At 62.9% G+C, this 25,934-nt stretch carries 20 protein-coding genes and 1 riboswitch; of the genes, 4 read left to right on the forward strand and 16 right to left on the reverse strand.

Annotated features, from left to right (window positions below):
- The first annotated feature begins 27 nt into the window (after window positions 1-27).
- The 4 genes from HAV21_RS12010 to HAV21_RS12025 all read left to right on the forward strand — a co-directional run bounded on the left by HAV21_RS12010 (window position 28) and on the right by HAV21_RS12025 (window position 7,830).
- Entirely contained in the window at window positions 28-2,586 is a 2,559-nt protein-coding gene (locus tag HAV21_RS12010; RefSeq protein WP_208096759.1) for a LuxR C-terminal-related transcriptional regulator, read from the forward strand.
- 115 nt (window positions 2,587-2,701) lie between these two features.
- Window positions 2,702-4,504, forward strand: coding sequence for an SLC13 family permease (locus tag HAV21_RS12015; RefSeq protein ID WP_166841875.1), 1,803 nt, complete (start codon window positions 2,702-2,704; stop codon window positions 4,502-4,504).
- A 45-nt stretch (window positions 4,505-4,549) separates the two neighbouring features.
- Window positions 4,550-6,322 carry an MFS transporter gene (locus tag HAV21_RS12020; protein ID WP_166841876.1) on the forward strand — a complete coding sequence of 591 codons (1,773 nt, stop codon included), beginning with the start codon at window positions 4,550-4,552 and terminating at the stop codon, window positions 6,320-6,322.
- On the forward strand, window positions 6,319-7,830 hold the full coding sequence (locus HAV21_RS12025) for a leucyl aminopeptidase (RefSeq protein ID WP_166841877.1): 1,512 nt from the start codon (window positions 6,319-6,321) through the stop codon (window positions 7,828-7,830). The genes HAV21_RS12020 and HAV21_RS12025 overlap by 4 nt, the downstream gene beginning before the upstream one ends.
- Before the next feature lie 190 nt (window positions 7,831-8,020).
- Here the strand turns inward: HAV21_RS12025 and HAV21_RS12030 are convergent, their stop codons facing one another.
- From HAV21_RS12030 to HAV21_RS12105, 16 genes are all read right to left on the reverse strand, one after another.
- A complete protein-coding gene (locus HAV21_RS12030; RefSeq protein ID WP_142937478.1) occupies window positions 8,021-8,281 on the reverse strand; it encodes a GlsB/YeaQ/YmgE family stress response membrane protein in 261 nt (86 codons plus the stop codon).
- 75 nt (window positions 8,282-8,356) lie between these two features.
- Complete coding sequence (locus HAV21_RS12035) at window positions 8,357-9,337, reverse strand: serine/threonine-protein kinase (protein ID WP_166841878.1); 981 nt, start codon at window positions 9,335-9,337, stop codon at window positions 8,357-8,359.
- Window positions 9,334-9,699: a hypothetical protein gene (locus tag HAV21_RS12040; protein WP_223941216.1), complete on the reverse strand. Its 366-nt coding sequence runs from the start codon at window positions 9,697-9,699 to the stop codon at window positions 9,334-9,336. The genes HAV21_RS12035 and HAV21_RS12040 overlap by 4 nt, the downstream gene beginning before the upstream one ends.
- Before the next feature lie 116 nt (window positions 9,700-9,815).
- Entirely contained in the window at window positions 9,816-10,313 is a 498-nt protein-coding gene (locus tag HAV21_RS12045; protein WP_223941217.1) for a MarR family transcriptional regulator, read from the reverse strand.
- Between the two features lie 96 nt (window positions 10,314-10,409).
- A complete protein-coding gene (locus tag HAV21_RS12050) occupies window positions 10,410-11,474 on the reverse strand; it encodes an FUSC family protein (RefSeq protein ID WP_166841879.1) in 1,065 nt (354 codons plus the stop codon).
- Between the two features lie 166 nt (window positions 11,475-11,640).
- Complete coding sequence (locus tag HAV21_RS12055; RefSeq protein WP_166841880.1) at window positions 11,641-12,897, reverse strand: Ig-like domain-containing protein; 1,257 nt, start codon at window positions 12,895-12,897, stop codon at window positions 11,641-11,643.
- Complete coding sequence (locus HAV21_RS12060) at window positions 12,894-13,409, reverse strand: hypothetical protein (RefSeq protein WP_142937473.1); 516 nt, start codon at window positions 13,407-13,409, stop codon at window positions 12,894-12,896. The genes HAV21_RS12055 and HAV21_RS12060 overlap by 4 nt, the downstream gene beginning before the upstream one ends.
- Before the next feature lies 1 nt (window position 13,410).
- Window positions 13,411-14,094 (reverse strand): hypothetical protein, encoded by a 684-nt coding sequence (locus tag HAV21_RS12065; RefSeq protein ID WP_347877647.1) that lies wholly within the window; start codon window positions 14,092-14,094, stop codon window positions 13,411-13,413.
- 255 nt (window positions 14,095-14,349) lie between these two features.
- The gene (locus tag HAV21_RS12070; protein ID WP_142937471.1) at window positions 14,350-14,805 is read right to left on the reverse strand and encodes a hypothetical protein; all 456 of its coding nucleotides are present in this window, start codon (window positions 14,803-14,805) and stop codon (window positions 14,350-14,352) included.
- 529 nt (window positions 14,806-15,334) lie between these two features.
- Window positions 15,335-16,354, reverse strand: coding sequence for a lipoyl synthase (lipA, locus tag HAV21_RS12075; RefSeq protein WP_166841882.1), 1,020 nt, complete (start codon window positions 16,352-16,354; stop codon window positions 15,335-15,337).
- A gap of 103 nt (window positions 16,355-16,457) precedes the next feature.
- Complete coding sequence (locus HAV21_RS12080) at window positions 16,458-17,858, reverse strand: L-serine ammonia-lyase (RefSeq protein ID WP_166841883.1); 1,401 nt, start codon at window positions 17,856-17,858, stop codon at window positions 16,458-16,460.
- A 330-nt stretch (window positions 17,859-18,188) separates the two neighbouring features.
- A complete protein-coding gene (glyA, locus tag HAV21_RS12085; RefSeq protein WP_166841884.1) occupies window positions 18,189-19,511 on the reverse strand; it encodes a serine hydroxymethyltransferase in 1,323 nt (440 codons plus the stop codon).
- Window positions 19,508-19,891 (reverse strand): glycine cleavage system protein GcvH, encoded by a 384-nt coding sequence (gene gcvH, locus HAV21_RS12090; RefSeq protein WP_017197389.1) that lies wholly within the window; start codon window positions 19,889-19,891, stop codon window positions 19,508-19,510. Before gcvH ends, glyA begins: the two co-directional genes overlap by 4 nt.
- 84 nt (window positions 19,892-19,975) lie before the next feature.
- Window positions 19,976-21,121 carry a glycine cleavage system aminomethyltransferase GcvT gene (gcvT, locus tag HAV21_RS12095; RefSeq protein ID WP_166841885.1) on the reverse strand — a complete coding sequence of 382 codons (1,146 nt, stop codon included), beginning with the start codon at window positions 21,119-21,121 and terminating at the stop codon, window positions 19,976-19,978.
- 11 nt (window positions 21,122-21,132) lie between these two features.
- Complete coding sequence (gene gcvP, locus HAV21_RS12100; RefSeq protein WP_166841886.1) at window positions 21,133-23,985, reverse strand: aminomethyl-transferring glycine dehydrogenase; 2,853 nt, start codon at window positions 23,983-23,985, stop codon at window positions 21,133-21,135.
- Window positions 23,986-24,134: 149 nt separating this feature from the next.
- A riboswitch (glycine riboswitch) is annotated at window positions 24,135-24,233 on the reverse strand.
- Window positions 24,234-24,307: 74 nt separating this feature from the next.
- Window positions 24,308-25,837, reverse strand: coding sequence for a PucR family transcriptional regulator (locus HAV21_RS12105; RefSeq protein WP_166841887.1), 1,530 nt, complete (start codon window positions 25,835-25,837; stop codon window positions 24,308-24,310).
- Window positions 25,838-25,934: the final 97 nt, after the last annotated feature.

Consider the following 25,934-nt stretch of genomic DNA (forward strand, 5'->3'; position numbering starts at 1 on the left):
GCGGTCCCACGGCCGCCCTTGGCATTGATGGCACGCCCCCGACTCGTGGCCAAGCTTGATTGCACGGCCAGCACCGTGCTGATCTGCGCCCCCGCAGGGTACGGAAAAACAGTGCTCTTGAGCCAGTGGCTGGAAGGTCAGTTGCACGACGTCGCGTGGCTCGGCCCCGACCAACACAACAGGGAAGCCCTATGGCCCGCCATATTGGGAGCGCTCCGGCGATGCCCTGCCGTTCCACCGCGCGCTTTGGAGCAATTTTCCGGAGCCGAAGACTGTGCTGTGGACGTCCTGGGAGATCTTGCCCAAGTACTGACTGCATCCGGCACCACCATTCGTCTGGTGATCGACGGCGTGGACGGCTTTGCTCCGGTTGAACGAGATTACTGGATACCCGCATTGCTCAACCAAGCGGGCCTGCCCCTTCAACTGGTCCTTGCTTTCCGGGACAACTCTGCGGTTGACCCGGGACCTGCCCGGCTGAGCGGACGCGTCATTGAGTTGGGCGCGAAAGACCTGGCTTTCACTGTGAACGACATCAACGTACTGGCAGCAAGGACAACCACCCTGGTGGGGGTGCAGCAACTGCCTGAGCTTTTCAGGCAGACCCAGGGGTGGCCGGCCTGTGTGGTCCTCGCCTTGCGCTATCTTCGCGAGGCTGCCAATCCCGACGCCGCGCTGGGAGACCTCGCTGCCAACGACCGGCAGCTCTCCGATTACCTGGACCACCAGATCCTCAGTGCTCTTTCCCGTGAGGAACGGCATGTACTGTCCAGTTCCAGCGTGTGCCGCGAGGTGGTTGCGGCACAGGCCAACATCCTTGCTGGCAACACGAACGCCGGCTGCATCCTCTCGCGCCTGGCCGATGACAAGGGAATCGTTGAGTCGTCAGGCATCGGGCGGAATGTCTTCCTGGTCCACCCTCTGATCCGCGGCTATTTCAAAGCCAGGCTGGCCCGGAAGCACCCCGACGAACTACTGCGCTTCAGCCGGATTGCTGCGCGGTGGCATGAGTGTGCCGGCGAGCCTGTTGCGGCGCTCAGGCACGCCATGGACTCCGCGGACAATGATCTGATCATCGACGTCCTTGAACGGCATGGCGCGGCGCTCTTGGGGTCGGGTGAAGTGGTGCACGTCCGCCGTGCGATTGCTGCTTTGCCTGACGCCCTCTTCGCTGTGAATCCCAAACTCTGCGTGGTTGCCGCACTGGCCTATGTTGAAAGCCGTCAGCCCACCACCGCTACCCGTTATTTAGCTGCGGCTAACCGGCATCGGACTGCCGACCCTCCTGCCGAACTCCGAGAGCTGCAGGCTCTGGCAAAAGCGCGACTTTCCTGGTTCAGCGACGCGTGGGAGAGCCATGACCCGCAGGCCACCGTGGACCACGCTGCGCTCCGTTTCTCGGGGCACAGCGACGTCCGTATCGAGGCGAGGATGGTTACGGTCACTGCGGCGTTGGTGGAAGGCAGCTATGGGATTGCCGAGAACGAAGCTTCCGCAGCCCTCATCGAAGCCAGCGAGGCAGGCAACGCTTACCTCGCCGGCAAGGTCTATCTCAAACTGGCAGCCATGTATTCGCTGCAAGGCCAGCTCCGCCGTGCCGGTGAAGTTCTGCGGCTCTCAGAGGAAAAGCTGCCGAGACAACTGTGGACGGCCGGCGCCGGAAGGTCTGCTGGCGCACTCATGCATGCCTCGGCCGCGCTCCTCCGTGCTGAACCGAACAAGGCCCTGCAGTTTGCCGCGGCAGGCCTTTCCGAACTCGGACAACTCGGGTCTTCCTCCACGGGAGTCGGGGGTGCCATGCGAGCCACACTGGAGATCATTACAGCATGCGCGCACCTGGATTCCGGGAACAGGCGCAACTCCCTTGGCGACCTGCGGCAAGCCAGGCTGCGGATCAGCAGAAACCATGTCTTTGCCCGGCCGCTGGCTGCCAGCATCGCTGTGATCGAGCACACCGCTGCACTGGCATTTGGCCATGCCGACCAAGCCCGTGAGGTGTTGGAATGGGCGGAAGAGCGAATTCCAGGAACGGGTGAACTTTGCCTCCTGCGTGCTCAGGGGCCAGCCGGGATCAGCCGCTTCGACGCTGCTTCGGACCGCCTCAGGCCATTGCACGCCGGCACAATAACGCCGCTGCTGGAATGGACCAGGCTCCACGTGACCGTTCTGGAATGCTCCATGGCCCTACGGACCGGACGACGCACACTGGCCGGCAAACTCCTGGAAGAAGCCCTCCACACGGCAGCCGAACTGGACGTCCTCCGACCCCTGGCCATCGCACCCCGGGAAGTGATGGACTTCCTGGTGGAAAGGGTAGGCGCCTATGGGCCCCGAGAGGCCCTGGCCCAGCGGCTGCTGACTTTACGGCCGCCCACTGACACCCGGCAAGCGCAGTCGTTGACTCCCCGGGAACGGGAGGTCCTCGCTCTCCTTCCATCGCATTTGTCCCAGGAACAGATGGCAGCGGAACTCCACTTGTCCGTGAACACGGTGAAGACTCACATTCGCATTATCTATTCGAAGCTGGGGGCCGGTTCACGGCATGACGCGGTGGCAGCGGCCTATAAGACCGGATATTTACCCTAGCCGTGACCTCGGAAAACGCCCATCACTCACCTGTTTGGGGTGACCCTGCGGCGGGAACACGGATCTAGTCTGAGAGAATGCTGGCCAAAGATCCTGCGGGTTACCGAAGGCGCTCATGACAGACGTCGCCCTCACGTTGCTGGTGCTCGTCGTGGTGATTGCGGCGTTCGTGTGGAACCGCCTGCCGGTTGAGGTAGTGGCACTCGGAGCGGCCTTGGCCTTGTATGGCACCGGCATTGTGGGGTTGGACGATACGTTTGCCGGTTTCGGGAGCGGCACCGTGGTGTTGATTGCGGCGCTGTTCGTGGTGGCGGAGGCCATTGATGCCGCAGGCGTTACTACATGGTTGGGAAGCCTGCTCATCAGGTTTTCGGGGACGAGCCGGACCCGGCTGATGGTGTTGATGATGGTTCTTACGGCCCTATTAACGGCACTCATCAGTGTCAATGGGGCAGTTGCCGCGTTGCTTCCCATGGTGGTTGTGCTGGCGGTTCGCCTGGGCAGGCGGCCTTCCGAGCTGTTGATGCCCATGGCCTTTGCCGCTCACGCGGGTTCACTGCTGATCCTGACCGGTTCACCGGTGAACATCCTCATTCTCAATGCGGCGCTGGACACTACCGGAACGGGGATCGGGTTCTTCGAGTTCGGGCTGGTGGGGCTTCCGCTGTTGTTGGGAACCATCGGTTTGACCCTTTGGCTGGGGCCACGGCTTTTGCCCACCAGGACACCTGAGGCACTCCCAAAGGATCTGGGTTCCCATGGTGAGACGCTCATGAACCATTATCTGGATGGCGATGGGTTGAGCCGGCTCAGCATCCCCGCCGGTTCGGCCTTGGTGGGCCAGCCGGTTGCGTGTCTTCAGGACGAGCACGACGGCGGTCATCTCCACCTCATCAGCGTTCAGGACCCGGCCGGCAAGCCGTCCGGGAGCGATGTGTTCGAAGGAGGCGATGAGATTGTGGTGCGAGGGGGACAGCAAACCATCAACGCCCTTGCCGCCCGGTATGGCCTGAAACAGGACGACGACGCGACGTGCGGGCTCATCAGCAGCAGCTACGGAGTAGCCGAGGTGGTGGTCGCACCCCGTTCGAACCTCGTTGGCACGGAGGCTTACCCCGGCATGGTCACCGAAAGCGGCGATCTGGTGGTGCTGGCCCACCATCATCCGGGCGAGCCGGAATCGTCGGGACGCACTCTCATCACCGCCGGAGACAGGCTGCTTCTGCAGGGAACCTGGTCTGCCTTGGACCAGCACACAGTGGATCACAACGTCTTGCTGGTGGACTCGCCGGATACCATCCGTAGGCAGACCGTCCCGTTGGGGCCCCGCGCCACACCGGCGCTGATCGTCGTCGGCGTCATGGTTGTCCTCTTGGCCACCAATCTCGTCCCTGCGCCGGTCGCCGCGCTCCTGGCCGCGCTGGCCATGGTGGTACTCCGCGTGGTGACCGTTCAGCAGGCCCACCGTTCCATGGCGTGGACCACGCTCATCCTGGTGGCGGGAATGATCCCGTTGTCCACGGCGATCACCTCGACGGGCACTGCGGAGATCCTGGCTGAAGGCATGGTGTCCGTAGTGGGAGATGGCGGCCCGTTGTTGTTGCTGGTGGGACTGTTCGTGGTCACCGCCGTCCTGGGGCAGTTGATCAGCAACACGGCCACGGCGCTGATCATCATCCCCATTGCCCTGTCCGTGGCGCAGGAGTCCTCCATCAACCCCTACGCAGTGCTGATGTGTGTGTCGGTGGCGTCCTCCGCTGCCTTACTGACGCCGGTGGCGACTCCGGCCAACATGATGATCATGCAACCGGCAGGCTATCGATTCGGCGACTACTGGAAGTTCGGGCTGGCGATCATGGCCCTCTATGCAGCTGTGGCCATCCTGCTGGTGCCCGTGATCTGGCCGCTTCAGAACTAGCACCAATAAACCCATGCAACCAACAGAGCACACCAGGAGCAAGACATGGCCAGTGAGCGCACCACCAAAGAAACCCCACCACCCGTCAAGGCGGCTTCCTGGCTGCCCCTGATCGTGGTGGTCCTCACCCAAATCCAGGCATCGTTCGCCGTCAACGCCTTGACGGTTTCAATGCAAGGCATCACTACCGACCTGGACACTGCGGCTACATCCGTGGGCACTGCCATCACTGCCGGAACGTTTTCAATGGCGGCCTTCATCCTGTTGGGAGCGAAGCTGGGCGCGCGGTTCGGAACGCGCAAGGTGTTCCAGATCGCCGTGGCCATCCATGCGGCCGCCATGGCGGGTGTGGCACTGAGTCTCAGTCCCGCAATGCTGTTCATTGCCCAAGCTTCTTCAGGCGCGGTGATTGCACTGATCGCACCGGCCCTCACGGTCTTCATCGCCACCAATTACAAGGACCAGCAACAAGCCAAAGCCATCGGGCTCCTGGCCGCGGCCATCCCGGCAGCGGGTGTTTTGGCGCTGCTCATTGCCGGCTGGTTCGCAACCACCATCGGCTGGCGTTACTCGTTTGGTCTCATGGTGGTCCTTGGTGCCATCAACCTGCTGCTGAGTTTCAGGCTCAAGACTGTCCCGGCGCAACCGAACCTGAAGATCGACTGGACGGGGTCGATCATCGCCGCGGTGGCCGTCATCCTGCTGAGCTTCGGTTTCAGCGGCCTGTCCTCCTGGGGTACGTGGTTCGCCACCAGCCAGGCACCCTTCGAGATCCTCGGCCTCTCACCCGCGCCACTCCTGATCATCCTGGGGCTCATCATGGGCCAGGTGTTCTTCACATGGATCAGGAAGCGCCAGGATGCCAAGCTTCCCCGGATCTTCGACCTCAGGGTGCTCGCTTCCAGTTCCGAGCTCGCGGTCACGGCGTGCATGGCCATCATGCTGTTTGTGGGTACAGCCGCAAACTTCCTGATCCCCCTGTATATACAGATCGTTCAGGGCCGTTCCAGCATTGAGACCTCGTTTTCGATCATCCCTTACACCTTGTCGATCTTCCTCGCGAGCACCTTTGTGGCTTTCCTGTACGACAAATTCCCGCCACGTGTCATCGCCCAGGGCGGCTTCGTGGTGGTGGCCGGCGCACTCATCCTGCTCGCCTTCACCATCCGCAATGACTGGGGTCAGATCTTCGTGGTGCTGGGGCTGATTCTGCTGGGACTTGGCCAAGGCGCAATCGTCGCCTTGGTGTTCAACACGCTGCTCAGCGCGGTTCCCCGCGAGTTGGCCGGCGACGTCGGAGCTTGGCGCGGGCTGGTCCATAACCTCTCCGGCAGTGTGGGCATCGCGGTGGCGAGCGCGTTCGCCGTCGGAATGTTGTCCAGCCTGATAGCCAGCGGCGCCGCCGCGCATCCGGAGGTGTCCCAGGAGTTGATCTACAAGGTGAACATCAACGAGGCCGACTTCATGACCAATGCCCAAGTTGAAGGCGTCATCGGCGACCGGGTCAGCAGTCCCGCCGAGTTGGAGGCCGCGATCGAAGTCAATGAGGAAGCTCGCCTTCGGGCCCTGCAGATCTCCCTCCTCGGGTTGTCCGGGCTTGCCTTGCTGGCGGTTGTCCCGGCAGGCCGCATGCCCGGACGCATGAAGGGTGACCTCCCTGAGCAACTCGAACCGGACGATCCGGATGCCATCCCGGAACCCGGCCTCCCGGCGGACCAAGCGGTTACGGCGCATCCCACCACTACAGCGTCGCAAGGCACCACGGCGGCCCAAACGACTACAGCGGCTCAAACCACTACAGAACAGGCGAAACGGTGAATCACGAACCCTACAAACTCATCCCTGAAGGTTTCACGGCTGTCCCGTCCCTTGAGGCCGACGAACCGGAGCTGCACTTCGTGGACGGCTTTGGCCAGCTGGATGCCCTTGCCGTGGTTGTCCCCTCCGAGGGTGAGGTTCCGGCGTCCGTCGGACTGCACCGGGAAACCTTGGAAAGTGCGGGCTTCGACGGCAAACCCGGAACCACGCTGCAGTTGGCAAACGCCTCGGGCACGCTGGTGGTTGCGGTCGGCGGCGGCAAACCGGGCTCATTGGACGCTGACGGCTGGCGGAAGGCCGCAGCGGCCTTGGTTCGCGCCACGCAGCGCCACGCGCGGATTGGATTTGAGCTTTCCGATACTGCGGGAATCGATGCCGAGCACCTGGGGCAGGTTTTGGCCGAGGGCTTGCTGCTGGCCCGCTACCGCTACGACACACTAAAGAGCAAGGCCAAGCCAACGGCTCTGAGCGAGGTGCAGTTCCTCGCCCCGGGCGTAGACACAGCGGCAGCGGAACGGGGGCTGACCACGGGTCGGGTGAAGGTCCGCGCCACCAACATAGCCCGCGATTTGTGCAATGCACCGCCGAGCCACCTGACGGCTGCGGGTTTGGGCGAGGTGTCGCAGGAGCTAGCCAATCGGTTCGGTTTCACGGTGGAGGAGTTCAACAAGCAACAACTCATCGACCTCAGGTGCGGCGGCCTCCTCGGCGTCAATGCCGGCAGCGCCCAAGAGCCCCGCATGATCAAGCTCAGCTACCGACCGGAGGGATCGCCAACAGGACACCTCGGATTGGTGGGCAAGGGCATCATGTACGACTCCGGCGGCGTCAGCCTGAAACCGAGCGATCCCATGCACCTGCTCATGAAAATGGACATGGGCGGGGCGGCAGCGGTCCTGGCCGTTTTCACCGCTCTCCGTGACCTCGACTGCCAGGCCGCCGTTACCGGGTTTCTGATGTGCACGGACAATATGCCCTCCGGTTCGGCGTACAAGTTGGGGGACGTTCTCACCACCCGCAGCGGCCTCACCATCGAGGTGAAGAATACCGACGCCGAAGGTCGCCTGGTGATGTGCGATGCCATGACGCTGGCGGTGGAGGACGACGTGGACGGCATTGTGGATATAGCCACCCTCACCGGCGCGGCGCTGATGTCCCTGGGGCAGCTCACCGCTCCGGTGTTCGGGAACGATCAACGCCTGGTGGACCTGGTGCTTGAGTCCGGGAGCCGTGCTGACGAGCAGGTGTGGCAGCTTCCCCTGGAGCGGGCCTACCGTCCCCAGCTGGATTCCGACGTTGCTGATATCTCCAATCTGGGCGGACCCTACGCGGGGTCCACCACAGCTGCGCTGTTCTTGGCCGAGTTCGTTGGGGAGACCCCTTGGGCGCACATCGACATTGCCGGCACCATGCAGTCGGACAAGGACGACTTGTGGAGAAGCAAAGGTGCCACTGGCTTCGGCGCCCGCCTCTTGATCGACCTGGCCCTCGGCTACTCCGCCGGTTAGCCACTACCTCCAGCGAAGGGATCCCGCGATGGGCCTTTTCAGAACCGCCGGCGTGCTCACAAACAAGGAGTTCAAGGTTCAGAAGGCCAGGATCCTGGGGCGCTGACTCGTCGAAGTGCCGGCCTCATGGACAGCAAAGAGGCCCCCCACTGCAGAACGTGCAGCGGCGGGGCCTCTTGGGCTTGGGCAGTTACGCCTTCTTGCGCGTGAACAGTCCCCAGATGATGAGGACCAGCAGTGCGCCACCGATTGCCAGCAGCCACGTGGAAAGCGACCAGAACTCGTTGATGCCCACCTTGAAGAGTGCGCTGCCGATCCAACCACCCAGCACGGCGCCAACGACGCCAAGGAGGATGGTGGTGATCCAGCCGCCGCCCTGCTTACCGGGCATGATGGCCTTTGCGATGGCGCCGGCAATCAAACCCAAGACGATCCAACCAATGATTCCCATTTTTCATTCTCTCTTTCCTGAAGGAGGCCCCAGTTCGGCACGGGGACGTGTGCCGCTATCTGCCTGATTGTTTGGCTACCAGCTGAGGCGTCGGAGCATGCCGACGGTTTGGCTGGCAGACGGCCTGCCGGCAGGGCGGGGATCAGTCATGGCGTGAAGCACCATGGACCAGCGCCGCCGCACCGTGCCGGGAATTCGGGGTTCCCCAAGAGTCCTTGCCACCATGGACTCCAAGGGTGTGCCTGGGAACGCTTTGGTCCCGGTCAGGCATTCGAGCGCAACCAAACCCAGTGAGTAGATGTCGCTGGCGGTGGTGGATGCTTCGCCGCACACCTCCTCGGGGCTGAGGTAGTGAGGTGTGCCCGAAGAAGAGTTGGGCGCCGCGTGGCGTCCGTTGAGCGCGATTCCGAAGTCGGTCAGTTTCGCAATTCCCGGCCCTTGCGGGTCGGAAGCGAAGTCCACCAGGATATTGCCGGGTTTGATGTCATTGTGGACGATTCCCCTGCGATGAACGTGGGCCAAGGCACGGGCAATGTCCGTCATCCAGGCAGCCGTTTGTTCAGGGGAAGCCGGGTTATGGTGCATGATCCCGCGCAAATCCTTGCCGCCCACCAGCTCCAGCACCACGTAACTGCGGCTTTCCTGATGGTGGATTCCTGCGTCGCGGGAGTCTCCCGAGTCCAGGAGCCTGACAATGTTTTTGTGCCGCAGGCGTCCGTGGATTTCCAGCTCTCGCCGGAAAGGGGCGTTATCCGCTGAATCCGTGGACCTGAAAATCTTGACCGCAACCGCTTTGCCGGTAGCCAGGTCCCAGGCCTCATTGACGTAAGCCTCCGAGCCTCCGCCCAGTTGGGTGCCGAGCCGGTAGCGGCCTCCAAGGACCACGTCCGGTTGGCTGTCACTTGAGGCTACGGCGATTGCGGCGGGAGTCCCGGCGACGATGCTCGCGGACGTTGCTGTTGCGACTGCCGTGGTTGATGTTTCCCTCTTAGCGGCGCGTTCGGTACAGACGGCCCCGCGATCAGCGCGGACGGCCGCCCGTTCAAGGAGCGTCACTTGAGGAGGAGGTCGACTTCGGTGACCGGGACTCCGGTCACCTCGGCCAGAGCGCGAGGGTCGACACCGGCGTCGACCGCTTTTTTGAACGCCAGCTCCAGCGTGTTCTGCGCAATTGCCAGTTCATGCTGCAGGCTCTGGCGGCGGAGAGCCGCGATCCAGACACCACTCACGGGGTCCAAGGCGTCGATGTCCATGCGGAAGCCGCACCCGCAGGCCCATTCGGGCCAGATCGGCTCCACTGCGACCCACTGCATGGAGTCGTAGGATGGTCCGGCGGAGATTGCCATATGCGAACCGCAGTGCACGGGTCCACTGGGAATTGTCTGTTCCGTGACGGTATCCACGGTGTTTTCAGCCACTGGTTTAGAACTTGGTTCACGCAGCGCGACTGTCATCGTTCTCTCCCACACATTCCCTAGTAAGTAGCTTGGCTATCTAGTTATATGTGTACTTACTACTTAATGTCCAGTCCGGATTATTTGGCCACGCTGTCTATGGCTCCGCGCATTCGCCGCAGGAAGTCCACCACTACTGCCGATTCCTCGGGATCCAGGGTCTCGGCGACCTCCATCATCCGGGCATGCATGTCACCCAGGGTGCTACGAACTTCCTGATCGGACCCGGGTGTGGGCTTGAGAATAAGGGCGCGCCGATCAGTTGGATGCGGCTCACGGGTGACGTAGCCGGAACGGACCAAGCGGTCCACCAGGGACGTCATGGAGGCAGACGTCATCCCCAAACGCACCGTCAGCTCCTTGGGGCCCACGTCCCTTCCAGCGCGCTCGGCCTCCAGCAGATACCTCAATGCCATGAGGTCCGTCTCACCCATGCCCATGGCCGCCTGGGTTCGACGACGCATGTCAGCCTCGGCCGTGCGATAGTCCCTCAGTGCATTCAACACGTCAACAGCACCCATCCGCTTGCGGCTTTCCAGCCCGTACCAATAGCCCTGACGTTCACTTTTGTCGCTCATCACCGGTCCTTTGGTAGACATGTATCTAGATTGTCTAAGCAATTGATACTAAGTGATTTGCCCGGGCGGCGCTGACCGCATCCGTTTTTCCCGAGGCTAAGCGCCCGAATTTGCCGCCCGTAAACGCCGCCAAACAGCCGGCGCCACTACCACGGCAACACCGACGGCGGCGCCAATGACGGTCTCGATGATGCGGTCCCGCAGCAGCAAAGCAGGATCCACCGGCGCGGCCAGCAGAGTAGCAATCAACGCCAACGGCGTCACGAAGACCTGGGCCACCAGATACTGGCGTGCAATGAACATCTCCGCCCCGAACTGGCACGCGGCAATGACCAAAACCATGACCCACGGCGCAGGATTCAGCCACAGAATGCCAGCGAGCAAGACCAGCCCAATCACCGTTCCTGCGATCCTTTGAATGCCACGGCTCACCCTGTGCCGTGTGGAGTGACCCACCAACGGAACAACAGCTGCCACCATGGCCCAGTACGTATGCCCGAACCCCAGCCGTTCCCCCACCAACGTAGCGATGGTTCCCGCCAGCCCTGCGGCCACCAGGTAGCCGGCACCCTCAAGCCAGATGGCACGCTTTTCGGCCGCAGTGTGACGAATGGACGGGGGCCGCTTCCACGGAGTCCGGTGGCTCTTGAGGATCCGCGATGACATACCGATCAGCAGGCAAAACACGGTAGTCGCCACCGCCACCAGCATGGCTTCCCAGAGGGGAGGCTGAGCCGTGATCGAGGCAATGGCAGCGAAGGCGAAGATGTGAAACAAGGAGCCACCGGGCCGGAGCCGCCACGCTGCAACCACCACGGAGCAGGCGCCGGCAACCAGTGTGGTCACTGCCGTGAGTAGCCAGGAGTATGCTGCACCATCCATGCCCCCTGCTTGCGCCAGGCGGGCAACCATCGTGGCCAGAAGAATAATGAGAAGCATGAAGCCGCCGGCGCGCAACTGGCTGCGGAAGCGCACGCTGTGAGGTTCGTTCCTGCCATAAATACCGGTGAACGCCCCGAACGAAGCAAACACGGCCAGATCCAGCCGTCCCAGCAGCGTCAACGTAATCAACGGAACAAACACACCTACAGCGCAGCGGAGTGCGGGATGGTGGTCCTTGTTTCCAGGACCCATCGTGAACATTTCCGCTACAGCCTTCAAGGGGCGGCTCGCCTTTCGTCGCAGGACCAAACGTACGACGGCGGCGCTGGCGTCCGCTTCAAGGTTACGCCCGGCATTTAGGGCTACCCGGGTATTGGGCGCAGATAGTGCCCCTCATCACGTGTACGAGGGGCACTATCTTTGAAACATGGCCGGGACCCTGGGACTAGAAGTTTGACGCTGCTCCAGCCATCGGGGTTGTCGCCAGTAGGTTGCCGGCCAAGTCCGTGATTCCAGATGCGGGCGTGTACGTCGCCGCTAGCGCGCTTCGATTTGCGTTGCTTGGGGTGCCCGAAACAGTTGCACCCAAGGTGATGGTGAGTGTTTTTGCCGTGGCATCCCAAACCAGGGTTGACCCGGAGTACGTCAGGACTCCTGGTGACGGCCCGTAGATGGCTCCCAGATCCACGCTGCCCACCGTAAGTGTCGGCGAGCTGCCGGCGCTGACCGTGAGCACGTTGCCTGAGTTGATACTGACCGTCACATTTTGGGTAGGTGATCCACCCGGCGAATCAGTCCATGCGGTGTTGACTGTACTGACTTTAAGAACCTCGGAGTACGTCAGCGTCACGGTATCGCCCGGGTCGATCTTCCCATCCCTGCTCCCACCGTTGTTCAGTCTGACGCCCGTAACCTTGGGCGCTGTTGCGTCCTTGGATGAGGTCGCAGACCCTGCGAGGCTGACGTTTCCTGCTGCGTCCGTTGCCCTCGCAGAATAGGTGATGGTTCCGTCACCGAAGCCACGGAGATCAACCACTGCAGCCGTCCACTTGCCAGAGCTGTCGGTGCCTATTTGTTGGATTTTGGGCTGCGCTCCTGCGCCGGAGATGGTCAGGGTGATCGTCGAGTTCGGTTCGGCTGCGCCCTTGACCAGAACTTCCGCAGCAGTTGTCCCGTTAAGGGCGGCGGGTGCGTTCACACTTGGCGCGTCCGGCGCAGTGGTGTCCGTAACCGGAGTGGTTGCGTTGCTTCGCAGGCTTTCGGCTCCTTGCCAGAGGGACAGCAGGGGAGTCACCGTGTAGAACCATGTTCCGGCCGGGACGCCAACTTCAACGCAGCTCAATGCTGCAACGGTTGCGCTGCAGCTGCCCGTTGCCGGAACCTTCGTCCCGCCGGTCGCCGTACTGTAGCGGGAGATGCTGTAGCCGGTTACGGACCGTCCTGCCGCCGTCGTACTAGCGGTCCAGGCGACCGTCACGCTGGTGCCGGAAACGGTAGTAGTTGGCCTCGCGCCTTGGCTAAGGGCATCAGCTTTTGCCACTCCGGAGCCGGCACTGACCGAACCCCAGAAAGCAACGGCAGCGGGCCCTCCCCAGGAGACCAGAAGTATCCCGAGGACAATCACGACGATCCTGTTCCAGCGACCAAAGGCACTAGTCGGCGAGGACGTCGCCGGGCCCGTGGCCTTACCAAGCCGACTCACTTCCGCACCTCCATGGTGACGGGAACAGTGAACTGGGCGCCCTGGCAAGCAGACGGCGAAGCAGCGCTCATGCTTGCCGCTCCTTGAAGCGTGAGCGGGATGGAGCTGTTTGCCTGAATAGTTATCGGCGGTGACAAAGGAATGGGAGGCGGCGTGAAGGTGACGCCTGTGGTGGCACAACCGGGGTGGGCTGCGTCGGCGGTGACGGCACCATTGCCCGCGATGCCATAAATGGTCACCGCGTGGGAATTGGGGTTTGTGGCTCGCAAGATGACGTCGGCGGTCCCACCGGGTGCAAGGCTGGTTTGCAGGGTATCGCCCGGAATGAGCGCGTCCACCGTGACGGTCTGCATGGTGCCATTCGTTGCTGATCCACTGCCAGTTCCGCTGGTAGCCCAGTAGGCGTACGCGGTCCCTGCGCCGCCCAGGATGCAGAGGGCCACGGTGGCAGCGGCTGTTCGTGCCAGGCGTCCTGTGTTTGGAGTGCGCGGAGTTCGGGCTGTCGCAGTCATGTCAGTTCGCCTGTCCCGTGCCGGAGTACGTGAGCTTGAGGGTCGCGCCTTTGCAACCATCCTGAAGCTGGGCGGTGTCCAGCATTTTGAGCTGCGGCCACTTCCCTGGCGGCACGTTCAAGCGTGAAAGTGAACTGGTGCCCGGCTCAACGGTGAGTGGGTATGACCCTGTGTATTGGGCGATGTGGTAATCCGCGGCCGTGCACGGCAGGTTAGCGGCCACAGCGGCGGGCGTCCTGACCACTTGGCTGATCTGCACGCTCAAGTTCGTCACCGCGATGCTCTTGTTGTTGGTGTTGTTGATCTGCAGGTCCACTCCGCGGGAAACCCCCGGGGCCAAGAGCCCGACGACGGAACCGGAAACGCCGAAGTTCCGTTTGACCTCCAAAACCTGCAGCTGTCCCGGTGCCGTGTTGGACATGGTTGTCCCGCTGCCGGCCTTGACGGTGAAGTCGGTCTTCGTGGCCGGCGTCGTGGTTGCCGTGGCAACGGTCAGCGTCACCTGTGCGGTGCTACCGGACGTGAGGTTAACCGACGACGGCCACTGGCTGGCAGTCGCTCCTGCCGGCAGTCCCGCGACCGCGAAGGTCACCGGGCCGGCGAAGCCCCCGGTGGACGTCGCAGCCACCGTGAACGTGACGGACTGCCCTTGGTCCACGGTGCGGCTGGAGGGTGACAGCGTCACGGTTATTCCCTTGCTGTCCTTCGCCTGGTTCCCTTGCGAGGTCCCCTGCCCGCTGCTTGCCGCGAGGGCCGCCACCGGGACGAAAGCAACTACGAGCGCAAGTATCAGCGCGCGGAGTGGCACTCGTGTTCGGTGGAACGGCGTTGTTCGCGTTGGCCGGTGGTCCATGGAAGCTCTTTTCGGACGTGTTCGGTGCTGCGGGAAGAAATGCGTAGGCCGGGGACCACTGGCAAAGTGGTCCCCGGCGGTCCTGAGCTACAGGCTGGTGACGGTGATTTTGACGACTGCACCCTTGCAGGCGTCCTGGTTCACCGTGGCGCTGTCGTTGAACGTCAGCACGCCGTCGCCCACGGACGTTCCTGTGGTGTTGGCCGCGACCGGGCTGTTGCTGGTGACGGCCGTGACCTGGAACCACTCCGGAAGACAGCCAGCCACGTTTGTGGTCACGCTGGCGGTGAGGGCGCCCACCACGGTGCTGGAAGTGGTCGAATTGTCGGCCGTGTAGGCAACATCAACCTGGTTGCCCGGCGCGAGTCCTCCTGCGAAGTTAGCGTGAAGGGTGACCGTTCCGCCGCCGGCCGAGTTGGTTGCCGTGCCGTTGCCTGAACCGGTGGTGGTCCAGTAGGCGTAGGCGGCTCCGCCACCCACTGCTACCAATGCCACACCTGCGACGGCTGCGGTGACCCGGCTCTTCTTGGAAAGCTTGCGCATGATAAGACTCCTTGGTTGATCTACGTCCCGGGGAGCCGCGTCGCAACCCCCAAGCATCCGATCGTTCTTGTCGGATGAAGCGATGTCCCCAATAGTTCAGTCAGCGCAAGTGCCGTGGCTAGGTTTCCGGGTACCTCTCTTTTCATTCGAACGGGGAGTCGAAAGATACCCACCTGTGCGATGCCGGTACTTAGTTTTTCCGCCTCACTACTTGGCCCCCCGCAGGTATACCCAGCTTCGGCGGCGCGTCGAGTACTCACCTTCCCCGGGCTGTGTCCAAAATATGGACACAGCCGTCGCCGCCGCCAACGCCCGAACCGTGGCGCGAGTGCGCGAATATTGTGCTCGTCTTGAGCAAAAACTGCGCTGGTGTTCGATTGTGTCGGCTCCTTGACGGACAGTTTTACTAGTGTCTAGGACTCACGCCCGACGGCGGCCGGTCGCCCCTGAGAGGCAACCGACCGCCGTCGTACTACTGCTGTTGTGATGGCCCGCAACGTGGTGGCCAGCGAAATGCTTGTGCGGGTGTTTAGCCGTGGGCGGCGAGGATGGTGGAGGCTTCCTGGCGGGTGGTGCCGGAGTCCTGGATGCCCTCGGCGATGTGGGCGAGCTCGTCGGGGATGTCCCGGCCCTTCTTCCGCATCGCGGTTGCCCAGAGGCGCCCGGCACGGTACGAGGACCGCACCAACGGCCCGGACATGACGCCGAGGAACCCGATTTCTTCGGCCTCGTGCTGGAGGTCCACGAACTCCTGCGGCTTGACCCACCGGTCCACCGGCAAGTGACGCTCGGACGGGCGCAGGTACTGGGTGATCGTGATCAGGTCACAGCCGGCCGCGTGCAAGTCCCTCAGGGCTTCGGAGATTTCCTCGCGGGTCTCACCCATGCCCAGGATCAGGTTGGACTTGGTCACCATGCCCAAATCCCGGCCCTGCGTGATCACATCCAGGGACCTCTCGTACCGGAACGCCGGACGGATGCGCTTGAAAATCCTCGGCACGGTCTCCACGTTATGGGCGAACACCTCGGGCTTGGAATCACAGATCGCCGCGATGTGCTCGGGCTTGCCGGAGAAATCAGGGATCAGCAACTCCACCCCCGTACCCGGGTTCAGCTCATGGATCTTCCGAACCGTCTCGGCGTACAACCACACACCTTCATCGGCCAGGTCATCACGGGCTACCCCGGTCACCGTGGCGTAGCGCAACTGCATCGCTTGGACACTGCGGGCCACCTTGGTGGGTTCGAACATGTCCACCGGGGAGGGTTTGCCGGTATCGATCTGGCAGAAATCACAGCGCCGGGTGCACTCGGACCCGCCGATCAGGAACGTCGCTTCCTTGTCTTCCCAGCACTCAAAAATGTTCGGGCACCCGGCCTCTTCACACACCGTGTGCAGGCCTTCCTTCTTCACCAGGTTCTTGAGCTGGACAAACTCCGGACCCATCTGGACCTTGGCCTTGATCCACTCAGGCTTACGTTCAACCGGGACCGCCGAGTTACGCTGCTCAACGCGCAGCAACTTACGGCCTTCAGGTGCGAGTGTCATGACGTTCCTTTGTGTTGATTTTCCAGTTGTGAGGCCTGCTCTGCACGTTCAGCGTGCGTTTTAGGGCGCAGAACGGGCCTCGCAATGCATGGTGGTGTGCCACTTAGCATTCGACGACGTTGACGGCCAGGCCGCCCATCGCGGTTTCCTTGTACTTATGGGACATGTCCTTGCCCGTCTCCCGCATGGTCACGATCACCTCGTCCAACGACACCCGATGCGTCCCATCCCCCCACAACGCCATCTTCGCCGCGTTGATGGCCTTCGCCGCCGCGATCGCGTTCCGCTCAATACACGGAATCTGCACCAACCCCCCGATCGGATCACACGTCAGCCCCAAATTATGCTCCATGGCGATCTCCGCCGCGTTCTCCACCTGACCCGGCGTACCGCCCATCACCTCCGCCAACCCGGCAGCAGCCATCGACGACGCCGACCCCACCTCACCCTGACACCCCACCTCAGCACCCGAAATGGACGCCTGCTCCTTATACAACACACCCACCGCACCAGCAGCGAGCAGGAACTTCACCACCACATCATCCCGGTCCTGCTGGGTAGCTTTGTCCATGCCCGGGGCATAGTTCAACGCGTAATACAACACCGCCGGAATAATGCCCGCCGCACCATTGGTCGGCGCCGTTACCACCCGGCCACCGGAAGCGTTCTCCTCATTGACCGCCAACGCGATCAGGTTCACCCACTCCTGCCAATACTTCGGATCATTCCGGTCCTTGTCCTCCTTCAGGAGCCGCTCCAACCAATCAGGAGAACGACGACGAACCTTCAAACCCCCAGGCAACACACCCTCACGCTTCAACGACGTTTCAACACAGGCCTCCATCACGGCCCAGATATGCAGAAGACCCTCACGGATCTCCTCCTCAGACCTGCTGGCACGCTCATTGATGAACATGATGTCGCTAATGCCCAACCCCTTGGACGAACACCGGCCCATCAACTCCGCCGCCGTCCTAAACGGCAACGGCAACTCCTTCTTCGACTCCTCAAGATCCTCCATGGCCGCGTCTTCCTCACCCTCCCGGACAATGAACCCACCACCCACCGAAAAGAACGTCGCCTCCCTGAGAACGTTCCCCTCAGCATCAGAGACCTGAAACTTCATCCCATTCGTATGCCGCGGCAACACCGTCAACGGATGAAGAACCATATCCTCCAGGGTGTAGTCGAGGAGGATCCCGCCGGCCAGATTGAGCTTGCCCGTGTCAGCAATGGATGCCAGCCGCTCCTCTACCTCAGCGGGCAGGATCTTTTCGGGGTCGAAGCCCTCAAGTCCAAGCAAGACAGCTGTGAACGTCCCGTGTCCCTTGCCCGTGGCGGCCAAGGAGCCGTAGAGATCAACCCGCAAGCCTGCAACGGATTCGAGCACCCCGGACTCACGGAGCTCCCGGGCAAACACTGCCCCAGCCCGCATCGGTCCCACAGTATGAGAACTCGACGGGCCAATACCCACAGTAAACAGATCAAAGACCCCAACGGCCATGGTCATTTCCTAACGACGTACAACGAATAGAACCCGCCCCGCCCCCAACAAACGGAGCGGACCCTCAAACCCCAAACACCAACCACGAGCCCGACTGCCCCCTCCGACGCCGCCCCTCGGCACCGCGCCTCGCCATTCCGGGGGTTCGCTGCCCAACATGCCGTTCGCACGGCATACTGCGCAGGGAACCCCCGAATCGGCCAGGAATAATCTCCCAAGCAAACGGACAAGCGCGCCCGGCCCCAACACTGGTGAGTGGAACGTCGGCCCCTATGGACCGGGCAACCCGAGCGAACCCAACAGGCGAACCCGAGGGGCGAACACGCCGGGCTACTGCGAGAGGTTAGCTACACCCGGGTACAGCGGGTGCGCCTTCGCAAGAACCTCAACGCGGTGACGCAGCCCGGAAAGGTCGGCATCGGCGTCGGCGATCAACACTTCGGCGATGATGTCCGCGACCTCCCGGAAGGCTGCTTCGCCGAATCCGCGCGTAGCCAACGCCGGGGTGCCGATCCGTAGGCCTGAGGTGACCATGGGCGGGCGGGGGTCGAACGGGACGGCGTTGCGGTTGACGGTGATATCGATCGCGGCGAGCCGGTCTTCGGCTTGTTGGCCGTTGAGTTCGCAGTTGCGCAGGTCCACGAGGACCAGGTGCACATCTGTTCCACCGGACACCACGGAGATGCCCTTGGCTGCCACATCTTCCTGGATCAGGCGCTCGGCAAGGATGCGGGAACCGGCCAGGACGCGTTCCTGGCGCTCACGGAACTCCTCCGAAGCGGCAATCTTGAACGCGACAGCCTTGCCCGCGATGACGTGCTCAAGTGGTCCGCCCTGCTGGCCCGGGAACACGGCCGAGTTGATCTTCTTGGCGATGTCGGCGTCGTTGGAGAGGATGATGCCGCCGCGCGGACCGGCGAGGGTCTTGTGCGTGGTGGACGTGGTGACGTGCGCGTGCGGGACCGGGGACGGGTGCAGCCCGGCGGCCACCAGCCCGGCGAAGTGGGCCATATCCACCATCAGGTAAGCGCCCACAGAATCAGCGATCCGGCGGAATTCAGCGAAGTCCAGCTGCCGCGCGTATGCGGACCAGCCGGCAACGATCAGTGCCGGTTTGTGTTCCTGCGCCAGGCGCTCAACCTCGGCCATGTCCACGGTGTGCGTATCCTCGCGAACGCCGTACGGGACCACGTTGTAGAGCTTGCCGGAGAAGTTGATGCGCATGCCGTGCGTCAGGTGCCCGCCGTGGGCGAGGTTCAACCCCATGATGGTGTCGCCGGGCTTGATCAGCGCGTGCATCACCGAGGCGTTGGCCTGCGCTCCGGAGTGCGGCTGCACGTTCGCGTACCCGGCCCCGAACAAGGACTTGATCCGGTCGATGGCCAGCTGCTCGATCACGTCTACGTGCTCGCAGCCACCGTAGTAACGCTTGCCCGGGTAACCTTCGGCGTACTTATTGGTCAACACCGAGCCCTGAGCCTGCATCACAGCGACGGCTGTGTGGTTCTCGGACGCGATCATTTCCAGGCCGTCGCGCTGGCGACCCAGTTCGTCGTCGATCTTCGCAGCGATCTCGGGGTCCAGCTCGGCGAGCTGTGCGTCCAACGACGCCGACACCACCTGCTGGTAGTCAGTTACAGATACCGGGTTCACAGTTCTCCACCGTTCGTTGCAGCGTATTCTTCGGCCGACATGAGCGGCCCTTCTTCCGTTGCGGCCACCTTGAACAGCCAGCCTGCACCGTAGGGATCGTTGTTGATGAGCGCCGGATCGCTGACAACGGCGTCGTTGATCTCGGTCACCTCCCCCGTCACGGGCGAGTACAGATCGGACACGGACTTGGTGGATTCCACCTCGCCGCAGGTCTCCCCCGCGGTCACAGTGGAACCAACCTCGGGCAGGTCCACATACACAATGTCGCCCAAGGCATCAGCGGCAACCGCGGAAATCCCGATCCCCACCGGCCCGTCCCCATCGACGGCAACCCACTCGTGCTCAGCCGAGTACTTCAATTCAGCAACTACCTTGCTCATTCCATTTCCTTCTCTCTCTTCGAGTTTTTGTACAGTTGATGCCCTCAAAGGGGCCTCATAAGGGCGTTATGTGTACAAAAACTCCTATTTTTGGCGCTTGTAGAACGGCAGCTGCACAACCTCGAAGGCTTCTGCCTTGCCGCGGAGGTCGACGTCCACCATCGTGCCGGGTTTTGAATGTTCGACGTCGACATACGCCAACGCGATCGGGTAGCCGAGCGTTGGGCTTGGCTGGCCGGAGGTGACTTCGCCGATCAGGGAACCGTCCTTGAGGACCGAGTAGTGTCCGCGGGCAGCTCGACGACCGGCGCCCTTGAGGCCCACGAGCTTCTGGCCGAGGGTGGATCCGACGCCCGCGGCCTTGATAGCCGTGAGCGCGTCGCGGCCCACAAAGTCGCTTTCCTTGGCCAGGGAAACCACCGGGCCCAGCCCTGCGGCGTAGGCGTTGACGTGGCGGGAGAGCTCGTTGCCGTAGAGGGGCATTCCTGCTTCCAGGCGCAGGGAGTCACGGGCTGCGAGTCCGGCGGGGATAAGTCCGTGGCCTTCGCCTGCCTCGAGGAATGCTTCCCAGAGGCCAGGCGCATCGACGTTCGGGACGTAGATCTCGAAGCCGTCCTCGCCGGTGTAGCCAGTGCGGGCCAGCAGCAGGTCCTGGGTGCCGCCGTCGAAAGTAATGCCCACCTCCACGGCCGCGTAGTACTTCAATTCAGTAACCAGTGCGTGCTGTTCGGCCGGGACGAGGGTCAGCAGGATGGCCTCGGCGTTGGGACCCTGTACGGCGATCAGTGAGGTCTGGGCTGAGGCGTTGTCCACCACGACGTCGAAGCCGGCTGCGCGCGCCAGCAGCTCCGAAGCAACCACCTCCGCGTTGCCCGCGTTGGGGACCACCAGGTACTTGTCCACGCCTTCTTCGGAGGGGCGGCGGTACGTAATGAGGTCGTCGATGATGCCGCCGTCGGCGTTGCAGATCAGCGAGTACTTCGCCTTGCCTACCGCAATCGCGGACAGCTTGCCCACCAGCGCATAGTCCAGGAACGCGGCTGCGTCCGGGCCGGACACCCATACTTCTCCCATGTGGGAGAGGTCGAACAGGCCTGCCGCCTTGCGGACTGCGTGGTGCTCGGCGAGCTCGGATTCGTATTTGAGGGGCATCTGCCAGCCACCGAAGTCGGTGAAGGACGCGCCAGCCTTTTTGTGTTGCTCGTAGAGAGCGGTGTAGTTCTCAGACATGTGGGGAGTCCTTAGTTTTCAAAATCTTCGAGGGGCGGGCAGGAGCACACGAGGTTGCGGTCACCGGCGGCGCCGTCGATGCGGCCAACAGGAGGGAAGTACTTCTCCTGCTTGAGGTGGTGGACCGGGAAGGCGGCCTGCTCACGCGGGTATTCACGGTCCCAGTCGGAACTCACGACGGCGGCAGCCGTGTGCGGCGCGTTGCGCAGCGGCGACTTCTCAACAGTGAAATCACCGCTGGCCACCTGCTCGATCTCGGCACGGATGGTGATCATGGCTTCGATGAAGCGGTCGATTTCTGCCAGGTCTTCGGATTCGGTGGGTTCCACCATCAACGTGCCCGCCACCGGGAAAGCCAGGGTGGGAGCGTGGAATCCGAAGTCGATCAGTCGCTTGGCCACGTCCTCGGCCGTGACACCCGTGCGGGCGGTCAGCTCGCGGAGGTCCAGGATGCACTCGTGGGCTACCAGTCCGCCCTCGCCCGTGTACAAAACCGGGAAGTGCTCATCCAGGCGGGAGGCAACGTAATTGGCTGCGAGCAGCGCGGACTTGGTGGCTTCGGTGAGACCCTGGCCGCCCATGAGCTTCACGTACGCCCAGGAAATCGGCAGAACGCCGGCAGAACCATAGCGGGACGCCGAGATGGCCACCCCGTGTCCTTCCTCGTGCGTCGCTTTGTTCGCATCGCCTGGCATGAACGGAGCCAGGTGTGCCTTCGCAGCAACAGGGCCAACGCCCGGTCCGCCGCCACCGTGCGGGATGCAGAAGGTCTTGTGCAGGTTCAGGTGGGACACGTCTCCACCGAACTTGCCCGGCTGCGCCAAGCCAACCAGCGCGTTCAAGTTGGCGCCGTCAACGTACACCTGGCCACCCGCTGCGTGGACCGCGTCGCAGACCTCGCGGACGTCGGCGTCGTACACACCGTGCGTGGACGGGTACGTGATCATGATGCAGGACAGAACGTCCCTGTTCGCCTCGATCTTGGCGGCCAGGTCCGAGTGATCAATGGTGCCGTCAGCAGCCGTTGCCACCACAACTACCTTCATGCCGGCGAGCACCGCGGAGGCAGCGTTGGTGCCGTGAGCCGAGGCCGGGATGAGGCAGACATTGCGCTGCTGGTCTCCGCGGGAGAGGTGGTAGCCGCGGATCGCCAGCAGGCCCGCGAGCTCGCCCTGGGAACCGGCGTTCGGCTGGATAGAAACTTGGTCGTAGCCCGTGATCTCGGTGAGGTCGGCCTCGAGGTCTTCGATCAGTTCGCGCCAACCCGCTGTCTGGTGGTCCGGAGCGAACGGGTGGATTGAGGCGAACTCCGGCCAGGAGATGGCTTCCATTTCCGCGGTGGCGTTCAGCTTCATGGTGCACGATCCCAAGGGGATCATGGTGCGGTCCAGAGCGAGGTCCCGGTCGGACAGCTTGCGGATATAGCGCAACAGCTGCGTCTCGGAACGGTGCGTGTTGAACACCGGGTGCTGCAGGAAGTCGCTGCTTCGGACCACATCAGAGGGCAGTTCGAACCCTGCGGCGTCCCTTACTGGACCGGCACCAAAGGCGACGGCCACCGCGGAGAGGACCTCCGGCGTCGTGGTTTCATCAACGGAAACGCCAACGGTGTCCGCGTCGATGAGCCGCAGGTTGATGCCGCGGGCTTCGGCGGCGGCGATGACCTTGTCAGCTTTGCCGGGAACGCGGACGGTGAGGGTGTCGAAGAAGGAATCGGCGACGAGTTCACGGCCGGCCTTCTGCAGAGTGGTAGCCAAAACCCGGGCATGGCCGTGGACGGTTTCAGCGATCGCCTTCAGGCCTTCGGGGCCGTGGTACACCGCGTACATCGACGCAACGATGGCGAGCAAAGCCTGCGCGGTACAGATGTTGGACGTCGCCTTCTCGCGGCGGATGTGCTGCTCGCGGGTTTGCAGCGCCAGGCGGTAGGCAGGGACACCGGCGTTGTCCTTGGAAACACCCACGATGCGGCCGGGAAGCGTGCGCTCCATGCCTTCACGGACGGCCATGTAGGCAGCGTGCGGGCCGCCGAAGAACAGCGGCACACCGAAGCGTTGCGCGGTTCCGACGGCGATGTCCGCACCTTGTTCACCCGGGGGCGTGATGAGGGTGAGCGCCAGAAGGTCGGCGGCAACCGTTACCAGGGCGCCGCGTTCCTTCGCGTCGGCAATGACGCCGGAGTGGTTGAAGACTCGGCCCGAAACGCCCGGCTGCTGCAGGACGACGCCATTGATGTCGCCGTCGGGAAGTCCGGCCGACAGGTCCGCGATCTCAACCTCAAAGCCCAACGCCTCGGCACGTCCCTTCACGATCGCGATGGTCTGCGGGAGGAGGTCGGAGTCCAGGACAGTCTTGCCGTCCTTGGCAGCCTTGTTCTTGTTGGCCCGGCGCATCAGCAACACGGCCTCGGCAACGGCGGTGGCTTCATCCAGCAACGAAGCGTTGGCAACAGGCAGCCCCGTGAGGTCCTGCACCATGGTCTGGAAATTCAGGAGTGCTTCAAGGCGACCCTGGGAAATTTCCGGCTGGTACGGGGTGTAGGCCGTGTACCAAGCGGGAGCTTCGAGGATGTTGCGGCGGATAACCGGGGGCGTGACGGTGTCGTAGTAGCCCTGGCCGATCATCTGGACAGCGGTCTTGTTCTTGGACGCCAGCTTGCGGAGCTCGGCGAGTACCTGCACCTCGGTGAGGGCGTCCTGCAACTTCAGGGCAGTGTCCTGGCGGATGGAATCGGGGACCGCGACGTCTACCAGGCCGTCGACAGAGTCGTAGCCGATTGCCTTGAGCATGGTGTCAACGTCGGCCTGGCGCCTGGCGCCAATATGCCGGTCCGCGAAGGCGGTGGGGGTTGATTTAACAGTCAAGAGGAACTCCATGATTCAGGCGCCCACTGAGCGCCACGATGATGTGGGGTTCCTCCCCGCTCTGTATTGGACCTGAGAGATTCCGCAGGGATGGTCTCCTGCTTGCACCGTCGGTGAGCCCGGTTGCCCGGACTGCTTTCCAGAGTTGCCTAACCGCGGCGGTACATGGGCCTGAGAGATTCCTGGGGAGGATTTGCTCCTACGGCGCCTGACTGGATGTACCGGCAGGACTCTCCCGCCGCAGATCAAAAGCGTTGCGCCACCTGAGTGACACGCTTCACACCATAGCGGGTAGTTTCGAAAAAGCGCAAGCAAGGTGCGGCTACTGGTGCATGGTCTCGTGAATCTGCAACGCGAACCAGAGTTGCGCCACCGTGGAGGTCTCACCCATGTCCAGCCCCGTCAGCTCACCGATTTTTCGTATGCGGTAGATGATTGTTTGCCGGTGCGCGAACAGGGCGGCAGCCGACTTTTGCCAGGAACGTTGCGAGTTCAGATAGGTCCGCAAGGTGACGATGAGATCGCCGTCCTGGCTCTGCTCGTAGTCAAAAATTGGGCCCAGCAGTCGCCGGACCAGCGCCGTTCCTTCCTCAAAACCCGTCATGCCCAACCACGATGGTCCCTGCGCATAGTGGGCGACGTCCAGCTTGTTGGCCTTGGCCGAGCCGAGAGCCCAAAGGGACTCCTGAAGAGCCCGTTGCAGCCCCGCAACGGCGGCCGGGGCACTGATGCCGATGACGGTTTCCGCGCCGGCGCAGTGCGCCAGGACGTCGTCGTCCACATCAGCTGGGACCACCACATGCAGCCTGTTGTTCCGCTTCAAGGACGCTGACGCAACTCCGTGCCGCCACAGTTCGATGTGCACGCCAGCCAGCCCACCGCCGTCGTCCGCTTGCTTGACAGCGTCCAATTCCCTGGCAGCGTCCGCCGACATGGAGGCGAGCACGAAATCCCGGGCCGGCACCTCAAAAGCCGTCAGCCGGCTCTCCATCTCGGCCACTCCGAGGCGTCCCTCCATGGCCTGCATCAGGAACTCGCCGGCCAGCCGGTGGCGGCCTTCCAACGACAGGACGATGCGCGAAAGCTGCAGTCCCAGCACGGTCGCGGCATGGAGAAGTACGACGGCGTCCGGGTGCGGTTCGCTGTTGGGCAGCACCACCAGAAGCGCGTTTGCATGGGTGGGAATGTCCATGGTCAGCACGTGCCTGCCGCGGATCCGGTGCCACTGGAAGTTCTTGCCGGCCACAGAGACCCGGCCGGGAAGCGGGGCCCATTCGTCGGCCAGGAAGTCCGGGAGCCGCTGACCTTCGGGATGCCACGGATGCAGGCAGCGGCGGTCCACCACGAACAGCTCTGCGTCGAGCTCCGTGGCAAGCCGCTGGACAAGGCTCTGCCAATGATCCTCGGATGCCCCGACAGTCCGGAGTAGATCGTAGACCCGCGCTGTCTGCCGGAGTCGTCGGGATTCTTCCACCAACGACGCCTCAGCAACCGAGCGGGCGATCGCGATGAACGGCAAGGGATACGGGATGTTGAGCAGGGGCAACGGCAGCCTGTCGCAAGCGGCCAGGAATTCCGCGGTCAGGGGCGGCGCGTGCATCTTCTCGCCGATGGCCAAGGCGCTGGCGCCGGAGTCCATCAAGGCTTCGGCGAGCGCCACTTGCCCGTCAGCGTCAGCTGGAATCGAGAGGCCATTGGTCATCATGAGCTCGCCGCCTGTGACCCATTCCCAGAGCCGTGGCAGGTCCGAGGTGTGGGCCCACGTGATGCGGTTGTCGGCGCCGCCAGATCCGGCCAGGAGCGTGAGGCCAAGCTGCGGCTCGGCGACGAGTTCGGCGACGGTGATTGCCATGGGTGGACTCCTGTTCTGTACGTTGATGGGGCGCTTTAGACAAAGGTATAAGAGACTTCATCATTTGTATTCAAAGTGCAGATAGCCGGAGTGACGC

This window comes from Paenarthrobacter sp. MSM-2-10-13 (genome assembly GCF_011605365.1).
Lineage (GTDB): Bacteria > Actinomycetota > Actinomycetes > Actinomycetales > Micrococcaceae > Arthrobacter.